The sequence below is a fragment of the Yaniella sp. genome (assembly GCF_030453185.1).
In the GTDB taxonomy this organism is placed as follows: domain Bacteria; phylum Actinomycetota; class Actinomycetes; order Actinomycetales; family Micrococcaceae; genus Yaniella.
Genome location: NZ_JAKDKW010000028.1, coordinates 1 through 17,466 on the forward strand (window position 1 = coordinate 1; position 17,466 = coordinate 17,466).

A 17,466-nucleotide genomic window follows, 5' to 3' on the forward strand; every position below is an offset into this window, starting at 1 on the left:
ACGCCAAAAACACCGGACCAGTGCTGGAGGGCATCCCACCCGACAAACAGGAACCACCCGAGGAAGAACCCCGACCCAAAGTCAGGGCCTCAACGCCCTGCTTTGCCAAGACCACGCAATCGACCCTGACCCTCCGCCTCGCCGCCTAACTAGAAGGCGTGACCAAGGACCTACTTTAACTGGCTCGTACTCTCAGGACTCTGCAAGAGCTGCGTTATAGAGCTCGCGAGCCGAATGTCCAGTTCTTTTTGCCACTTCACGAGTCGCAGATTTCAACCGTTCTCCATCGGCAACGCTGGTTCGTACCTGTGCCAAGGCCGCCTCGAAGCTCGCCGGCTCAGCTTCAGGGGCAGGTCCCACCACAATTACGATCTCACCCTTGAGCGTCTTGGACTGTGCCCATTCGACCAATTCACTCAACGAACCCCGCGCGATCTCCTCGTGGAATTTCGTCAATTCACGGGCAACAGCAGCGAGGCGATCCTCCCCAAAAACTTTGACCATCGATTCCAATGTGGCAGCCGTTCGATGAGGCGACTCGTAGAAAATCAAACTCCTCGCCTCATCGGCGAGCGCAGAAAGAACGTTTGCCTTGTCCCCCGCCTTCCGAGGCAAGAAACCTTCAAAAGCAAATCGATCGGTCGGCAACCCAGACAGCACCAGTGCGGTGATCGCCGCTGAAACACCGGGGGCCACGGTTACCGGAATATTAGCAGCTATAGCTTCCTGCGTGAGTCGATAACCAGGATCTGAAATAGCGGGCATACCGGCTTCCGGCACAAACACCACCCGCTGCCCAGAACGCACAGCGTCAATCAGTCCAGCCGCAGAATCGACTTCATTATGTTCGTGATGCGAAACAACAGTGGCTTGAGTTTGCACACCGGCCGCATGCAACAGTTTGTGTAGCGAGCGAGTATCTTCGGCGGCAATAATATCTGCCTGTCGCAGCACCTCTTTGACTCGATCGGTCAAATCCCCCAAGTTTCCTATCGGTGTTGCGGCCAAGGTCAGCGGCGCTAATGCCTGTTCGGCGGCGTCGTCATAATGATGTGTGCCAGATGCGTCCATGTTCCCATTATCCGCTGAAACCACCGGTAGCATGGCCTGTGTGTCAAAGAAACTTCCCAGCCAAGCCCCCGATTGGTTAAGCAGCCGAGATAGTGCCTTCTCTTTAGCAGGACTTCAGGCACGGTTGGTGTACCCGAATTTTCGGTTAGGTACCACCGGCTGGCTCATCGCCGCGGTGCTCACACTGGCTGCCGGCCTGCTACGGTTCTGGAATTTGGCACATCCTCAAGAGCTAATCTTTGATGAAACCTATTACGTCAAAGATGCCTATTCACTCTGGCACTTTGGCTACGAACGCTCATGGAGTGATGACGCCGACGACGCATTTGCAGCAGGCCAAGCCCAACCCGGCAACGATGCCTCCTACGTAGTGCACCCACCGGCTGGTAAGTGGTTGATCGCCACCGGCATGGCGCTGTTTGGATTCGACAATGCTTTTGGATGGCGCTTCGCCGCAGCAGCCGCAGGCACCCTGGCGGTATTGCTGACCTTTGTGTTAGCCGCCAAACTCTTCCGTTCGCTGTTTTTGGCATCAGTCGCAGGCATTCTGCTGACCATTGAGGGCCACCACATCGTCATGTCGCGGGTCGGACTCTTAGATATTTTCTTGATGCTGTTGGTTCTAGCAGCATTTTGTGCCTTGATTGCTGACAGAACGTGGGGACGACAACGCTTAGCGGCCGAACTTGCGACGAGATATCAAAGGGTGGCCTCGGGTAGCGCTTCTGCTGCGGAGCGTGAGGATTGGAAACGGTCCATGACCTACGGCCCGTGGTTGGGACTGCGACCGTGGCGAATTGCAGCCGGTGTGCTCTTGGGTGTTGCAATCTCGGTCAAACTTTCCGGCCTAGCCTTTATGGCGATCTTCGGACTACTCACCGTCTGGTGGGACGCTAACGCCCGCAAAACCGCAGGCATCCGGCGCTGGCTACCCGGTGCCACCGTGCTCGATGGATTGTGGGCTTTTGTTTCGATCGTCGTCGTTGGGGCCATCGCCTACATTGGTACCTGGGCGGGATGGTTGGCTACGTCAGGCGGGTATTACCGCAACTGGGGGGCCGAAAACCCGAGCCTATTGCCCGATTGGTTGGCCTCACTCATCCACTATCACGTGCAGGCCACCACTTTCCATACTGATTTAGACAGTACTCACAACTATGCGTCGGCCGCTTGGATTTGGCCATTCGCTGGGCGCCCGGTCTCGTTCTATTATCGGACCGAAGAAGACGGCATCACCTGTGCGACAGAGCAATGCTCCGCGGCCATTCTCGATCTACCGAACCCGCTGATCTGGTGGGCCGGCCTCCTCGCCATAGCCGCCATCTTCATCCGCTGGCTCATCGTCCGTGACTGGCGTGCCGGCGCCATCCTGGCCATCTATGCCGCAGGTCAGCTCGTGTGGGTCTTGTGGCCAGAACGCACCATGTTCTTCTTCTACACGGTGACCCACACACCATTTCTCATCCTGGCTCTAACCTATGTCGCCGGGCTGTGGTTGGCCGGATCCACAGACAGCGGGTGGCAGTTGCCTTCCCGCAACGTCGCCGTCGTAGGTATCGGCATATTTGTGTTGGCCGCCCTCGCACTGAGCGCCTACTTTTTACCACTGTGGACGGGCGAACCGATCCCGCAGGAACAATGGCAGCAACGCATGTGGTTCCAATCCTGGATATAGTGACGCAACGCATTACAGTGTGATCGTCATGACGCTAGAATAGTACGCGGCCATGGAACGTACCCCGAGAAGAGGTCCCGTGCACGTTGCGACACCAGAAATTGAACGACTCGATCCAGCATCCAATCTCACGGATCTAGTAGTTAAACGACTCGGCGCTGATCCGGCGCGAACGGTGTACTCGGTACAGCAGGGCGAGAGCCTCGATGCGCTGGCCTGGGAGGAGGTCACCGCATTTCAATTTCTGGAACGGGTGCGCGGCATTGCCAAGGGCCTCATTGCTTCGGGAATACAACCCGGCGACATGATCGCTGTTATGTCTGCCACCAGCTACCAGTGGGCCCTTGTGGACCAGGCAATTTGGTTTGCCGGAGCAATTTCGGTGCCCATTTACGAGACCTCATCTCCCTCCCAGGTTGCCCACATCCTGTCTGATTCTGGGGCAACAACAGTTTTTGTCGCTGGAAAGTCACCTGCGCGCGCCGTTGCTCGGGCCATCGAAACGCATAACTTGGGTGCGATCAATCAGTTGGAACTCACCGAGGCCGGTCTGAGCGGACTTGCCGTGAGCGGCTCCGATGTTCCCGACGACGACGTCGAAGCTGCACGCACTCTTGCCACCATGCGCTCCACCGCGACCGTCGTGTATACCTCCGGGACCACGGGCACACCCAAGGGTGCCATGATTTCACACGGGAACCTCGCTGAAGGTGCCGTCAATATTGTTCCCTTTGCCGGAGACATCGTGCTGAGTGATCCAAATCCTCGCCTGCTGATGTTCCTACCGCTGGCACATATTCTGGCCCGGGCAGTGCAATACTTCTGTCTGGTGGCAGATATTCAGGTAGCCCACACGTCCGATACCAGCAATGTCACCAAGATCATGCAGGCCTACCAACCAACGTGGTTACTGGTCGTGCCGCGCGTGTTGGAGAAGGCCTATAACGCTGTTCTGACCCAAGCTGATGAGGCCACCGGCCTACGTAAAAGCCTGCTCACCGATGCAATTGAAGTCGCTGAACAATGGTCCCGCGCACGCCAGGCCGACCATATGCCCGTGGGCCTACGGATCAAACACGCCTTCTACAACCGAGTGGTCTACGCCAAAATTCGTGAGGTCTTTGGGGGTCAAGCTCGGGCCGCTGTGTCCGGGGCCAGCCCGCTCAATGAGAAGCTCGCGCATCTGTTTACGGGTATGGGACTGGAAATTTATGAGGGGTACGGGTTAACCGAATCGACCGCTCCTGCCGCCGTGAACGTGCCACACAATGCCCGGCTGGGGTCGGTAGGCAAGCTCGTGCCCGGTATGGAGGCTAAACTGGCTGACTCCGGCGAGCTGCTGTTACGCGGAGTAGTGGTCTCCCCCGGCTACCTCTCCCAGGAGGATACCGCTGATTCTTTTGATGCCGAGGGCTGGTTCGCTACCGGGGACCTAGCGGAAATTGATGACGACGGTTTCCTCTATATCACCGGGCGCACCAAGGATCTCTTAGTCACCGCTGGCGGTAAGAACGTCTCACCGGCACCACTGGAAGAAACCATTTCGACGGCGCCGATTGTGGCACATGCAATCGTCGTTGGGGAAAATAAGCCGTTCGTCGGGGTGCTGATCTCCTTGGATACCGATGAACTGCGCGCTTGGGCGGTACGCCGGGGCAAAGTGGGCCTCACCCTGGAGGAAGCGCGCACCGATGCGGATGTGCATGCCGAAATCCAAAGCTACATTGACCTGGCAAATCAGAGTGTTTCCAAGGCTGAGTCCGTCCGCAAGATGGTGATCCTACCGACCGAGCTGTCACAGGAAACGGGGCATGTCACGCCGTCGGAAAAACTGCGTCGTGCCTCGGTGGTCGAAGACTTCGACGAGGCTATGGACGAGCTGTACGGCTAAACTCCGGCTGGCTCGGAGTCTCGCTCGACTACGACCTGCGATTCCATAAACCGCTGCGCCTGTTCGTTGCGGTGGCGCCGTCGACCGGTCGGGGCGGTGCACACCAAGATGACGACCATGATGGCCAGGGTGAGCCCTGCAACCCAAGCGGCCGCGTCAATCCAGAATTGGCCGGGATACAGCCGGATCAGAGTATCGGTTGTGGAGAAGGTCCAGGTGCCATCTGCAAAGAAGATCTGGTGGAATCCTGCGAAGAATGCTTCCCAGCCGAAGGCTGCCACGATAGCCAAGACGATCATCGCAGCCGTAAACCACACGGCCCCGGCAAACAGTGAGCGGGCAATCGCACCCTTGCGCATCCGGTACAGCAAGATCATCAACACCACACACGCCACGGCTGCGATCAGACCGGCAAGAGTGGTGATCAGCATGACCTGTTTGACGTCTGCCATGTGCGAGACCTCGGTCTCGGAAAACAGGGCGTTGCCATTGGCAAAGCTGAGATCGCCCAGATAATTCGGTGGAGCGAAGTTGAAGAGGTAGTCCAGTCCGTAGGTGCCATAGGTCATGCGCTGTTCGGTATCCATGCCAAACTGATCGGCGGCAAATCCGGGGCGGTGGTACTCGAACCACAGGAACACCGGCGATGCAATGAGCCGAATAACGGCAATCAAGATGACCAGCGGTGCCAGAATGGCCAATACGACCTGCATGATGGCCGCGGCCAAGGGTGAACCAACGACGGCGCGATCCCGAGCCTTCGCGCGGGCAAAAGCCTCGTCTTCGAACGAGTCAGGTAGCGGTTCGGTGATCAACGTGGCTTGTCGAGGCAGTGCCGCATGGGATCCGGGCAGCGCCTTGGTTTGTTGCGTGTCGTCGACGGGTTCTGTCGGGGGCTCGCTGTCGGGAGGTGTCACCTCAACGGAATTTTGCTGGCGTGACAGTTGGGACCCGGTGTGCAAGGTGTCTCCGGTGGGGTCGATTCGACGACGCGCACGACGCGGAGAGGTCCTTGGTCGTGTAGCCGGGGTTGGCTGCTCGACGGCATCCTGCTCGTCGTGTTCCGAAGATCTTTCAGACATAGACCCACCTTTCAAAACGCATAACGTGGTGCCAGCCTACGACGCTCACATTCGTGTTGGCAGGTGGCACACCGTGCGATGAGCAAGTCGCTGCTGCGACCTAACCGGTGATGGTCTGACGTCCGCCGTCGTAATCATCCAGATCGGCATCAACATTGGCTCTGGCCGCACGTGAGCCGAGTACCCAGGTATACACCCAGTAGCCGGCCAGAACTAGTGCACCGATGGTGATTTTGAGCCAGGTTGGCAACAGCGAAGGCGTGACGAGGCCTTCGACCAGCCCGGAGATGAGCAGTACGCCGACGAGACCGGTGCCCACCAGGATCAGCTGCCGCCCCCAATAAGCCAACGATTGCAATCGGGTTTTTCGGCCCGGTGCGACCCAGGCCCAGAACACTCGAAGTCCGGCAGCTCCAGCGATGAAGATTGCCGAGAGTTCCATGAGACCGTGGGGCAAAATGAAAGCGAAAAACGTGTCGAGTTCGTCGTATTTGTGCATCATTGCCGCGGAAATACCGAGCCCTTGAGCGTTGACGAACAGCACATAGGGCACAAAGAACCCTGTGATTCCGAAGGCTACTTCTTGCAGTGCTATCCACGCGTTATTGACCCACACCAGCGTGGTGAACGACGCCGCCGGGTTTTCCGAATAATAATCGATGAAGTCTTCTTCAACATAGGCGATTTGATATTCTTCGGGCATCATCGCATCAAACATTTGTGGATTATTGCCGTACCAGAACCCGTAGGCCGCAGCGATACCTATGAATGCGGCCCCCAGGATGATGGTCAACCAGCGGATTTGGTACAGCGCATAGGGCAGTTTGACGGCAAAGAATGCTTTGACCCCGGCAACCGGTGAACCAGTGGCTGACGTCAGTCGGGCTCTCGCGCGAGCAACCGTCAGGGACAGGCTATTGGCGTAGGCCCCATCGGGATCCTGTGCCTGGACCATGGAGAGGTGCGTGGACACACGGCCGTAGAGTTCTACGAGTTCATCGACGTCGTCGGAACGTAACTCACGATGGCCGGCGAGTGTTTCGAGCCGGTCCCAATCGGAGCGATGAGTTTTTGCGTACGCTTCCAAATCCACCATACCCACACTACTAGGATGAAAGGACCGAAACATATTCTTGACTCGCGCAAACCGTCTACACTGGGCTGCGACGGAACTGAACTGAGAGGTCACGCATGCAAGATCACACGATTACCGGTGAAGCCGTTGTCTTGAATTTACGCGCGGCGAATTTTATGCCACGCCTCGGGGCAGCGCTGCTGGATGCAATCGTGTATCTGATCGTCTGGGGCTTTTTATTATACTGTCTTGCGGAATTTACGTCCGTATTTGGTATGGATGTAGCTGCAACGGAGGCGGTCATGCTGTTAGCCATGATTCTGCTCATGTTCATCGCTCCCCTGCTCGTCGAGGGGTTTTCGCACGGCCGCTCACTAGGCAAGGTTGCCTTCGGGCTGCGCGTCGTGCGGGATGATGGGGGTACCATCCGCTGGCGGCACGCATTTACGCGTTGCCTGACCGGCGTTTTTGAATTGTGGATGACGTTTGGATCCATCGCCATCCTGTCCTCCCTGTTCAATAAGCATTCCAAACGCCTCGGGGACATGATGGCTGGTTCCTACGTAATCATCTCTCGGGCACCACGGTTGCCCTCTCCCATGCCGGACGTTCCCGCGAACATGCAACAGTGGGCACAGGTCGCTGACGTTGGCCGTATCCCAGCCGGATTGGCATCGCAGACCAACTCACTCATCCGAAATTCTGCAACCATGCACCCATACGCCTTGGCCACACTGTCGCACAGTGTGTACGTACGCTTATTGGAATACGTGACCCCCGGTCCCCCAGCGGGCGTTGATCAGATGAGCTTTATGGTCGGGGTGATGGCCGAGCGACGTAATCGAGACTATGAAGTACTAGAACGCCAACGCCAACGGCGTGAACGTGATGCACAATATCTACTGCGCACGTGACACGGCCCGGGACTGAAACCAGTACCGGGCCGTGTTACAACATATGCTAGTTCGCGACTGCGGTTTAGTAGCGGTAGTGATCCGGTTTATACGGACCAGCAACGTCAACACCCAGGTATTCAGCCTGCGTCTTGGTCAACTCTGTCAGCCCCACACCCAGGGCGTCGAGGTGCAAACGTGCCACCTGCTCATCAAGCAGTTTCGGCAACACGTGCACGCCAACCTCGTAGGTTTTACCGGTAATTGAACCGCTACCGCCTTCGGCGTGGAACAGTTCGATCTGTGCGATGACCTGGTTGGTGAACGAAGCAGACATCACAAACGAAGGGTGACCGGTGGCGTTACCCAAGTTCAGCAAGCGCCCCTCAGAAAGTACGATGATCGAACGTTCTTTGTCGGTGCCCTTATCAAAGACCCACTCGTGAACCTGTGGTTTAATTTCAATCTTCTCAACGCCGGGAACCTGGCCCAAGCCGGCCATATCGATTTCGTTATCAAAGTGGCCAACGTTACCGACGATTGCCTTATTCTTCATGGCCAACATGTGCTCGGCCATGATGATGTCGCGACCACCGGTAGTAGTGATGACGATATCGGCGGAACCAACGACGTCGTCCAGACGAGCAACTTGGTAACCATCCATGGCGGCCTGCAGTGCGATGATCGGGTCAATCTCGGCGACAATCACACGAGCGCCCTGACCGGAGAGGGCATCAGCAGCACCCTTGCCAACATCACCGTAACCAGCGATGACGGCGGTTTTGCCACCGATCAGAACGTCGGTACCGCGCATAATGCCGTCCGGCAGTGAATGACGGATACCGTATTTGTTATCGAACTTCGATTTGGTGACCGAATCATTGACGTTGATTGCGGGGAATAGCAATTCGCCGTTTTCAAACATTTGGTTAAGTCGCAGTACACCGGTGGTTGTTTCTTCGGTGACGCCGCGCAGGTTCTTGGCGATGCGAGTCCAACGCTGGCTGTCTTCCTGTAGAGAAGCGCGCAGGGTAGCTAAAACCACCTGGAACTCTTCGGGGTCTTCTTCGGTAGCGGCCGGCACCATACCGACGCCTTCGAATTCAACGCCCTTGTGTACCAACATGGTGGCGTCTCCGCCGTCGTCCAGAATCATGTTGGCGCCAAGCGTTGGATCTTCTGCTGCACCCGGCCACAGGAAAATTTGCTCGGCAGCCCACCAGTACTGTTCTAGCGTTTCGTTCTTCCAAGCAAAGACTGGAACGCCGTTTGGTTTTTCAGGTGTGCCATCACCGACGACGATTGCCGCGGCGGCTTCGTCTTGGGTGGAAAAAATATTACAGGAGGCCCAACGGATCTCGGCGCCCAGTGCGGCGAGCGTTTCGATGAGTACTGCGGTTTGGACCGTCATGTGTAACGAACCGGCGATGCGAGCGCCTTTAAGCGGCTGTGATTCGCCATATTGCTCGCGCAGGGCCATGAGGCCTGGCATTTCGTGTTCGGCGAGCCGGATTTGGTGGCGGCCAGCTTCGTGGGTGCTGATGTCGCGAATCGCGAAGTCAAAATCAGCGCCTGGTACGGTCGTTTTATTCGAGAAAGCCGGGTCTACGGCAGGCGAAGTAGTCATGCGTTAAGACTACTTGTTGAAAGTGTTTTCACCTATCAGAGTGCAACGCGGAGTCATACTCTATCAATGAGGCGTTACTCCGGACGTAGCAGGCGCAGATTGGTCGGCTTCTCTGTCATCGGTGCCGGACGGGTTGGTGCTACAGAACGATCCACCGGTTGGATGGTGCCAGAACTGGCGTCAACGGGTTCTTCCACTTCTTCTGGAGCGTTGACCGCATTGGCTACCGCGAGCAAGTCGTCGGCATCCTGGGTGAGTTCTTCTGTCAGACGCAAGAATTCCCAACCCACCGGTGCGGTGAATTGCTGGGAGTGTTTTGCGCATAAGTCGTGGGCGTGGGGTTCGGCGCGCTGCGACATGGGGCCCAACACCACGGTTGAATCAGCGTAGTTAAAGGTCAGCGTTGCCGCGGCGCTATTCGAGCAAGCGGTCTTGGTGCATAATCGTTGAGTTCCCACAGCAGGTCAGTCTACAGCACGCATGGATTTGGAGCTTGCTAGTCTTAGGGTGTGGCTGGATTCTTTTCACGACCGCGGCATGGACGCCGCGATGTGCGCGCAGATCGTTTCGATCAGGCACTGGGCATTGCACACCGCTGGTTTCTTGACCAGGTGGGTGAGGTTGCCACCATTCAATATGTGACTGCGCCGGCTGATTTGGACTGGTGGCAACAGGATACTGCTCCTCCGCTCATCACCAGCGGAATCAATGAATCCGGTGTCGTGGCGATGACGCTGTACCGAAAATTCATCAGTTTCAAAGTGGCCGATGAGACGCTTCTTCCGGAAATGCTGTATGAGCTGTTGATCACCGAGTGGGCGTCATTGATCGGCCAACACGTCAGCGACGTTGACCCCAACTTCTAGGCGCTAGTAGCCCAGACGGACGGGCAGCCCGGATCCGGTTTCATTGACGGTGTTGACCGGCATTGCTGAGATACCCGCGGAGGAATCGACCAGCACGCCGGCGTGTACATCATTGGCCCCGGTCTCAAGCAAATAGCCTGCAGCATCTTCTTCCTCAACGGTGACCGCGGTTTCGCCGGAGAGCTCTTGGGTGAGTTCTTCGCCGCGTTGGCCTTCGTCATCGATGGGTGTGATGGATACGGTGGCTTCTTCAGCCGAGGTCAGGGTCAACCGTGATTCCGGATCGGCGATTGCGGGCAGGGCGACCATGGTTTCACCGCGGATGGGCGCGGTGCTTGGCATATAGGCGGTGTCGACGGCCGAGGTGTTCCCCGTGGCGTCTTCGTTGTCTCCCGCAGGGTTGTAGGCCAGCGAATCGGCCGAGGCCACCACATTAGCGTCAGCATCAATTTCTACCGCGTAGGTACCCGGTTCAACTCCGGACAGATCAACGGTGGTGCTGGCTCCGGGGGCTAATTCGATCGCTGAGGCTTCGGTTGGAACGTCGACGGGACCGTCGGGACCGCGCAGGGTGATGGTTGCCGAAACTGCCGAGCCAGTTGAGGTGACATGCAGGGTCGGACTCTGCCCATCGAGACCAGACTCATCAGCGATATCTTCGGCGTCGCCAGGAATCTGTAGAACCGGAACGACGACATTGGAACCAGCGGTGGCAGGTTGTAGGGTATCGACACCCGCAGGGACGATGCCGTCGAGGCGGTGTTGTTGGATATCAGCGGCAACCGGTCCACCGGAGCTGGAGACCTGCACCGCCACAGAGTTTTGTCGCGGTGCCAGTCCTGCAACCAACAGGGATTGGGTTTGTCCGGGGGCTAGGACGATATCTGAGGCGCCGGAGGCTTCGACTGGACCGTCTGCGCCAAATACGGAGAGGTTCACGGTCGAGTTGGTCGCCGAGGGGTTGGTGACGGTCAAGACCGAGGTTGTTCCGGTCGTAGTGGTCGCACCGGTCAGCCAGTGTTGGTGGGCTGCGGGGGTGCAAGCTGCGGCGGTCATGCCGGCCAGGTCGCCGTCAGTTGCGGCGTACTGTGTGGTGCCGGAAGCAATCCCTGGTGTGCCGCCCACGGGCTCAGTGCCCAAGGCGATCGGCTGGCCTTCTTCGGCGGGATCAGAGATGACTTCGAAGTGCGCGCTGTTTGTTACGGTACCGTCTGTGCCAGCGGTTGCTGGCGGGCCTTGTTGGACGTCTTCAGCCAGTGAATCGGTGATCTGGGTGGGCGATGGTTCTTCATCCGGGCTGCTTTCTGCGGCGAAATATGCCATACCGGGAATGTTGCCGGCCAGATCTGAGGCTGCAGCAACAGCCAGTGCTGAGACCGCGTCGGAGGAGTCTGCTGAAAATTGTACGTCCGCGCCGTTCTCAGAACCTTCGGGCAGCATGGGGACCCCGGGACACACACTGAATGTCTGGGTCGCCGGAAGTTCTGCCGGGCGAGCATCGGTATCTATGTCTGGGGTGGTTGCCGCCCAGAGGCTGCCGGCAACGGTCATCGCGGCGACAGCTGCAACAGCTCCAATGCCGAATACGGCTGCAGCCCGTTTCGAGGGACCAGTTTTGCTAAGGCGGCGCAGTGCGGCTTCGCGGCGGCGGGCCCGTTCGGTGCTAGCTGTGTCGTGTTCCTTGGCAGCTTCGGTGGGCTTGGGCTCTTGTTCGTCAGTCATTCACCCTCCGTGTGGTGCGGGCCTGCGTGGGGATGCCCAGCAACAGGGTGATGAAGCCCAAAATGGCGGGAATCCACCACAGCCATTTGCCGGCAGGTGGCGCGTATTCCATGGTTAGGTGGCCACCGGTTTCGGGCAGTTCAAAGGTTTGAATCCATTCGGGATCGCTCGCGGTCGCCGTGAGTTCTTCGCCATCGAGGCGGGCACGGAATCCAGGGTTGGCCCGTTCTGCAATCACCAGTTCACGCGGCGCATCAGCGTCCGGTAGTTCAACGTCAATGGACCCATCCGGTTCCGAAGCCGCAATCGCAACGGTACTGCCTTCTTCGGTAATGCGTGCACGGGCGGTTGCTGTGCCTCTCGGCGGTGTCGCGCCGTCTTCGGTGAGTACTTCGACGCCGGCCTGGGTGACGTCGTCATCTTCAGCTTCGGTGTCTTCTGGTAGCACTCGCCAGAGCCATCCAGCACTGGAGTGACCCACGGGTGCCAGACCCGGTGCCGCATCGATTCCGGCAGCAAGTGTTGTTTCGGTACCCGACGGATCGGTGAGGACCACATAGCCGGCGCCCAGCGCGTCCAGAGCTGTGCGCGGGTCGGCGTCAGCATTCGTCGTCAGCTGAGCGGCGACCGTACGCAGTGTATCGTCGGCCTCGTCTGCAGGCGCGGCTTGGGGGCTGAAGAGCCCACCGGTCACGGTTCGGGAAGTCCACGTGCCGGTCATATCTTCCAGCATCGTACCGGCACCCGAAATCAAGTGGGTGCGGATTCCTTCGGAGGTTCGGGTGATCACCAGGGTGCGGGTTTGCAGCGCCGATTGTGCTGAGTCGACTGCCGTAGCCGGCAGCGCTTGTTGCTGTACACCGGCTACAGCCGAATTGCCGGTCAGCTGCGTTAACGTGGCATCCGAGTCACCCTGTTGGTTATCGTCAGTTGTATGCTGCGCATCAGTGTCCGCTAGAGCTGCTGCAACGGTCCGTTCTTGCTGGGCTTCACTGCGCGCTTCAGATAGGACCTCGTTGGGAACCATACGTGGGGTAAGCCAGGTGCCGGCAGAAATAACGCCGGTGAGCACAAGCACAGTGGTGGCCGTGCGAGCAGGCCAACCGGCGCGCAAGCGAACGGTCGAAGCGCTGGTGCGTAGCTGCGATTTTCCGATGGTCAGGTAGTTCACTCCGATGACGGCGGCAGTAAGCCAGCCCATCCACATCAGCGAGATGGCGGGAGTGGTTGACAGGGCGACGGGTACGCCGGTCTGATCGATGGAGAAAATGAAGTTTGAGTTTGCGGTGGCTGCTGCCAGTCCAAGGAAGCCCATGATTGTTCCGGCGCGGGCAAGGTTGCCGCCGATCCCGGGAGCGATGGCGCCAACGATAGCGGCCAGTAAGAATGGGACGGCAATAATGCCGATGAACACTCCGGTCCAGGGCACTGCTGGACCGACCAAATCGAGCCAGGGCAATTCTGCTAGTCCGGCATCCAATGATGTGTTATGTGGCAATCCTAGCAACAGCTGCCAGGCGGGCGCTGGATCGTATCCTGCGGGAGCTCCCGGGTCTGCCAGGATGGCACGCAGATTGGTGCGGTGCGTTACTGCAGCAGGGACCAACGTGGCCGCCGCCAATAACGGCGTCCACCACAGAATTTTAGCTCGTGACCGCAGCACAAGCGTCACGACAATGACTCCGGCGGTCAGCGGGATAAACATTGATGGTGCGACAGCGGTGATGACAGCCAACAGAATCGCCACCCAAGCGGCTGCGGTCAATGAGGTAGCAGCGTTGCTATCGCGAGCTTTTCGGCCAAAGACAACCGGACGTTGTTCAGCGACCTCATCTTCGGAACGCAATGATCGGAAGAGTTGAATGTCGTCAGCCTTATAGCCGATAGCCCTCAGCAGTGCCAACACGAACCAGGGCAACACGATATGTGTCAGCAGGCCGCCAAGGCGACCTTCGGAAAGCGAGATCAAGAGCACTGGTGCTGCGGCCCAGAGCAGGCCGGCGGCAAAACGCAGATAGCGCGAGGAGGTGATGGCTCCAGCCATCATCCAGGCACCAAATCCCGCTAGCGGGAGTGCCAGGATCCAAAGCCATACCAACGTCATCGATGCGTTGGTGGTCAGACCGAACAGTGCAAGGAGCCATCCGAACGGGCCATCGTAGCCGGGAGCACCGGCTCCCGCGGACGTCCAACCGCTGGCTGCTTTGGATAGCAATGCAGCCAGATCGGTGGACACCGGTAGGAGGTTTCCACCTGCCAAAGCTGGGACGCCCAGTAGGTGCCGGAGCCCGAGCACCGCAACAGCACCGAAAAGTACGGTAAGCGTGACGGCCCCAATGCCAACCCAGTTGCGTTCCGGAGTGGCCAATTCTTCAAAGTCGTCGTGTCCGCCGGTGGCCTGTTGTGGCGTCGACGAACTGCCCGTGCCGTCCCCGACGACGCGATCAGGTACTGAGACTTCCAGTACTGAACGCCGGTGATCGCGCACTCGCGCACGGGACGGGCGTAATTCAGCGACTGCGTCATAGGGCCGAGTGCGACTGCTACGGGCCTCTTTTTGGGAGCTCCACAGCGCAACCGGACGCATCAAGGTGCGGACTATGCCGCGTGCTTGGGCAACACCGGTCCCAGGGTCTTTAACGAAAAGTCCCGCTAGCAACACACCCAGCGCTGCGAACCATCCCCAAATCCAACCGCCGATAAAACCGAAGAAGCCAGTGTGCTTCAGTCGCAGCCATCGAGAGGCTGCCCATGCATCGGCAATGTCTGGTTCGACTGCCGCGGTTTCGTGCTGTACTTCCGCTGAGGGAACCACTGCCACGCGGTGCCCCGCAAGTCGAGCGCGCCAACAGACATCAACGGTCTGGGCTAACTCGGGTGTCAGTGTGTCAAAGCCTTCAAGGTCTACCCAGACATCAGTTTTAATCAGCATGCCCGGCAGGGAGACCGCAAAAGTGTCGGTGCGGTGGTCATATTGCCCCTGGTCTAATTCACCAGGTTCAATCATCGACAGGACATCGCCGTTGCGAGCTACGGTGAGCCCCACGTTGATGAGGTGTCTATCGGAAAGTTGTTTAGCGCCGGCTACGGCCACCGATGGAGAAATCTCTACAGCCTTGAGCTGATTGGCCAAGGTCGTTTCGTTGACAACACCGTCATCGGTTATGAACCACAGCCACGACTGAGTCTCCGCCATGCGGGCGGTTTCTTGGGATGTGGCTACCACATCAGCGAGTCCAGTTGCCAGGCTTTCATCCTGATCCCAGGCAATGTGTTGATACTCGATGCCTGCTTCCTCAAACAGCCTACCGATGTTCTCTAATACTGAGGGCTCAACGCTGGATGGTGTCACTACCACCGCGGTATCGACCCCGGTCTGACCGTGCAGAGCGGAGGTAAATACCTCGGTGGCAGCTTCGGCGGGATTCGCTACAACGAAGATCCCGGTGATGTGGTATTTAGCCAATTAATTACGAGGATTTCTTGCGTAGGCGACGGCGTTCGCGTTCGGACATTCCGCCCCAAATTCCAAAGCGTTCGTCATTGGCCAGCGCATATTCCAGGCACTGTTCCTGTACGAGGCAGGCTCCACAGACTTTTTTTGCATCGCGTGTGGATCCGCCCTTTTCCGGGAAGAAGGCTTCCGGGTCAGTTTGAGCGCACAACGCATCCGCCTGCCAGGCGAGCTGGCCGTCGTCTGCAGTATCCCCAAAACCAGGCAGTGCCTCCCAAAGATCAATGGTTGACGGCGCCTCGGGTTCAGCTTTCACTCCCGGGTGCAGCGCAGTCACGGTCGCGTCGGGGGTCTCATCTGTGGCGATATCGACCATCGCGTCGTGAGCCGCCAGGTAGGCGGTGGCACGATCATCCATCGTGGTGAGATCTTGCCCGGCACTTGGGTCTGCCGGATCCACGAACCAGTCAACAGGAACTTCTCGTCCGTTACGAGTTACGGATTGGCCCTCGCGGCCGGAACGTTCCGCCCGTTGTGCATTGTCCATAGGTTCCTTTCCTGAACTCCCATCGGGCACTTGTAGCCCGGCATCGCGTAGAATGCCTTTCAGCGCGCCTACTCGATGCGGTAAGTAATCTATTGTACTGCTTCCTAATTACACCGTTGTAACTTGCAGTAAGTCAAGCTGCGATCCGGGCAAACATGCCGCCTGCCAGGCAATTCACAGTGAACTTTCAGCGCGGGTTCATGGCCGCTTCGATATCTCACCTGCGGTGATGCATGGAAGTAGCTAGCCTAAGAAGCAACACCGTTGCAGTCAAAAGGACATCATGATTTCACTTAATCCGACGCCCTCAAATCAACCACTTGAACCTGGTACAAACCTGATCGCCCACTTGGCGGCATCGCCAAGACCAGCCATTATCCACTATGCCGCAGACGGCCGTACTGAGCTTTCTGGCCGCGTTGCGATCAACTGGGCCACCAAAATGACCCACCTCATAGATTCCTATGGGATTGCTGCCCCCGACCAACTGCTGGTCAGTTTACCCGTGACGTGGCGATCCCTAGCTCTAGCTTTGGGCGTTGCCTGGACTGGTACCGAGTGCTCAGATGACCCAGCCGAGGCCGCAGGTATCTTGACTGATCAGCCGGAGCACTACCTCAGCGCCGCTGCGGAGCTATTCGTCACACATTGCGATGAGGTCGATGCAGCGCTCATCGACGTCGACGACGAGGTGCTGTCACATGCGGATCAAGCCTTGCTGCCTGTGCCAGACATCATTGGCAACGCCCAAACCACCCAGCAGCCATCCCAGCACGTGGAAACTCATCCATCCGGTGTTGTGATTCGGGCATTGGAACAGCGACTCGACGCGGCCACCTGGTGGGCCATTGTCGATGCGTGGCGCAGAACGCAACCGGTGGTCCTTGTTGAAGACATTAACGACGCGCAGCTAGAACGCATTATCACGACCGAGCGGCTGGGCTAACGGCCCGACTGAGGATGCTCGTCGCCGGGTTCTTTCGGGTACGGTTCAACTCGCGGGATAGAGCCGGTGAGTATTTGATGGTCCTGTGCTGTCTTTGGATCAGCTTCCATCGCTTCGGTGAATACCCACAGCCGGTAGGCAATAAACCGGAAGATGGTCGCAAAACCAAGACCGATGACATTGCCAAAGAGCACCATGCCGCCGGCAGAAGTGATACCCAAAAGATATTTGGCGATGAACACGAAGGCCGCTTGGATGCCGGCACCAACGCCATTCATGATCAGAAATAGCACCAGCTCGCGAACCACATTGGACTGCCTGCGATTTCTGAACGTCCAGTACCGGTTGGCCACCCAAGAAAAAATGGTGGCGACCCCGGTGGCAATCACTTTGGCTTTGACCGCGGAATCCTCCATGGGGCCGGTGATCAACCACAAAAAAATGCCGGTATCGATGAAGAACCCGATACCGCCAACTACCCCAAATTTCGCAACTTCACGCCATAAGAGTTTTACCAGTGCCACAATGCGTTCGCGCATTCTGTGCAACATTGGTCCTCCTTGTGTGGCGTCAGGGTCGTAGATACTCTAGCTTGCTCCGTGGTTAAACCCTTGAAC

At 58.0% G+C, this 17,466-nt stretch carries 14 protein-coding genes; 5 read left to right on the forward strand and 9 right to left on the reverse strand.

Going from position 1 to position 17,466, the window contains the following annotated elements; genetic code table 11:
- Positions 1 to 192: 192 nt before the first annotated feature.
- Positions 193 to 1,071, reverse strand: coding sequence for a 16S rRNA (cytidine(1402)-2'-O)-methyltransferase (rsmI, locus tag L0H14_RS05925; protein WP_301421494.1), 879 nt, complete (start codon positions 1,069 to 1,071; stop codon positions 193 to 195).
- A 127-nt stretch (positions 1,072 to 1,198) separates the two neighbouring features.
- Between rsmI and L0H14_RS05930 the strand changes: the two genes are divergently transcribed.
- Positions 1,199 to 2,746 carry a dolichyl-phosphate-mannose--protein mannosyltransferase gene (locus L0H14_RS05930; RefSeq protein WP_301421495.1) on the forward strand — a complete coding sequence of 516 codons (1,548 nt, stop codon included), beginning with the start codon at positions 1,199 to 1,201 and terminating at the stop codon, positions 2,744 to 2,746.
- Positions 2,747 to 2,825: 79 nt separating this feature from the next.
- On the forward strand, positions 2,826 to 4,637 hold the full coding sequence (locus L0H14_RS05935; protein WP_301417340.1) for a long-chain fatty acid--CoA ligase: 1,812 nt from the start codon (positions 2,826 to 2,828) through the stop codon (positions 4,635 to 4,637).
- Here the strand turns inward: L0H14_RS05935 and L0H14_RS05940 are convergent.
- Both L0H14_RS05940 and L0H14_RS05945 read right to left on the reverse strand, forming a co-directional pair.
- Positions 4,634 to 5,719, reverse strand: a complete 1,086-nt coding sequence (locus L0H14_RS05940) for a TIGR01906 family membrane protein (RefSeq protein ID WP_301417338.1) — start codon at positions 5,717 to 5,719, stop codon at positions 4,634 to 4,636. The genes L0H14_RS05935 and L0H14_RS05940 overlap by 4 nt on opposite strands.
- Positions 5,720 to 5,819: 100 nt before the next feature.
- Entirely contained in the window at positions 5,820 to 6,815 is a 996-nt protein-coding gene (locus tag L0H14_RS05945) for a stage II sporulation protein M (protein WP_301417336.1), read from the reverse strand.
- A gap of 95 nt (positions 6,816 to 6,910) precedes the next feature.
- Between L0H14_RS05945 and L0H14_RS05950 the strand changes: the two genes are divergently transcribed.
- Entirely contained in the window at positions 6,911 to 7,708 is a 798-nt protein-coding gene (locus L0H14_RS05950) for an RDD family protein (protein WP_301417334.1), read from the forward strand.
- Positions 7,709 to 7,772: 64 nt separating this feature from the next.
- On the opposite strand, the gene ahcY is transcribed toward L0H14_RS05950, so the two are convergent.
- Positions 7,773 to 9,314 carry an adenosylhomocysteinase gene (gene ahcY, locus L0H14_RS05955; protein ID WP_301417332.1) on the reverse strand — a complete coding sequence of 514 codons (1,542 nt, stop codon included), beginning with the start codon at positions 9,312 to 9,314 and terminating at the stop codon, positions 7,773 to 7,775.
- Between the two features lie 74 nt (positions 9,315 to 9,388).
- Positions 9,389 to 9,772, reverse strand: coding sequence for a DUF3499 family protein (locus L0H14_RS05960; RefSeq protein ID WP_301417330.1), 384 nt, complete (start codon positions 9,770 to 9,772; stop codon positions 9,389 to 9,391).
- Between the two features lie 93 nt (positions 9,773 to 9,865).
- Here L0H14_RS05960 and L0H14_RS05965 point away from each other — a divergent pair, with 93 nt between their 5' ends.
- On the forward strand, positions 9,866 to 10,180 hold the full coding sequence (locus L0H14_RS05965; protein ID WP_301421496.1) for a hypothetical protein: 315 nt from the start codon (positions 9,866 to 9,868) through the stop codon (positions 10,178 to 10,180).
- Between the two features lie 3 nt (positions 10,181 to 10,183).
- Here L0H14_RS05965 and L0H14_RS05970 read toward each other — a convergent pair whose 3' ends face one another.
- Genes L0H14_RS05970 through L0H14_RS05980 form a run of 3 tightly spaced genes read right to left on the reverse strand, consistent with a single transcriptional unit; the run spans position 10,184 to position 15,903 of the window.
- Positions 10,184 to 11,902 (reverse strand): DUF5719 family protein, encoded by a 1,719-nt coding sequence (locus tag L0H14_RS05970; RefSeq protein ID WP_301417325.1) that lies wholly within the window; start codon positions 11,900 to 11,902, stop codon positions 10,184 to 10,186.
- A complete protein-coding gene (locus tag L0H14_RS05975; protein ID WP_301421497.1) occupies positions 11,895 to 15,368 on the reverse strand; it encodes a glycosyltransferase in 3,474 nt (1,157 codons plus the stop codon). Before L0H14_RS05975 ends, L0H14_RS05970 begins: the two co-directional genes overlap by 8 nt.
- A 4-nt stretch (positions 15,369 to 15,372) precedes the next feature.
- On the reverse strand, positions 15,373 to 15,903 hold the full coding sequence (locus L0H14_RS05980; RefSeq protein WP_301417322.1) for a WhiB family transcriptional regulator: 531 nt from the start codon (positions 15,901 to 15,903) through the stop codon (positions 15,373 to 15,375).
- Between the two features lie 283 nt (positions 15,904 to 16,186).
- On the opposite strand from L0H14_RS05980, the gene L0H14_RS05985 reads away from it, so the two are divergent.
- The gene (locus tag L0H14_RS05985) at positions 16,187 to 16,849 is read left to right on the forward strand and encodes a hypothetical protein (protein ID WP_301417320.1); all 663 of its coding nucleotides are present in this window, start codon (positions 16,187 to 16,189) and stop codon (positions 16,847 to 16,849) included.
- On the opposite strand, the gene L0H14_RS05990 is transcribed toward L0H14_RS05985, so the two are convergent.
- Entirely contained in the window at positions 16,846 to 17,400 is a 555-nt protein-coding gene (locus L0H14_RS05990) for a GtrA family protein (protein ID WP_301417318.1), read from the reverse strand. The genes L0H14_RS05985 and L0H14_RS05990 overlap by 4 nt on opposite strands.
- Positions 17,401 to 17,466: the final 66 nt, after the last annotated feature.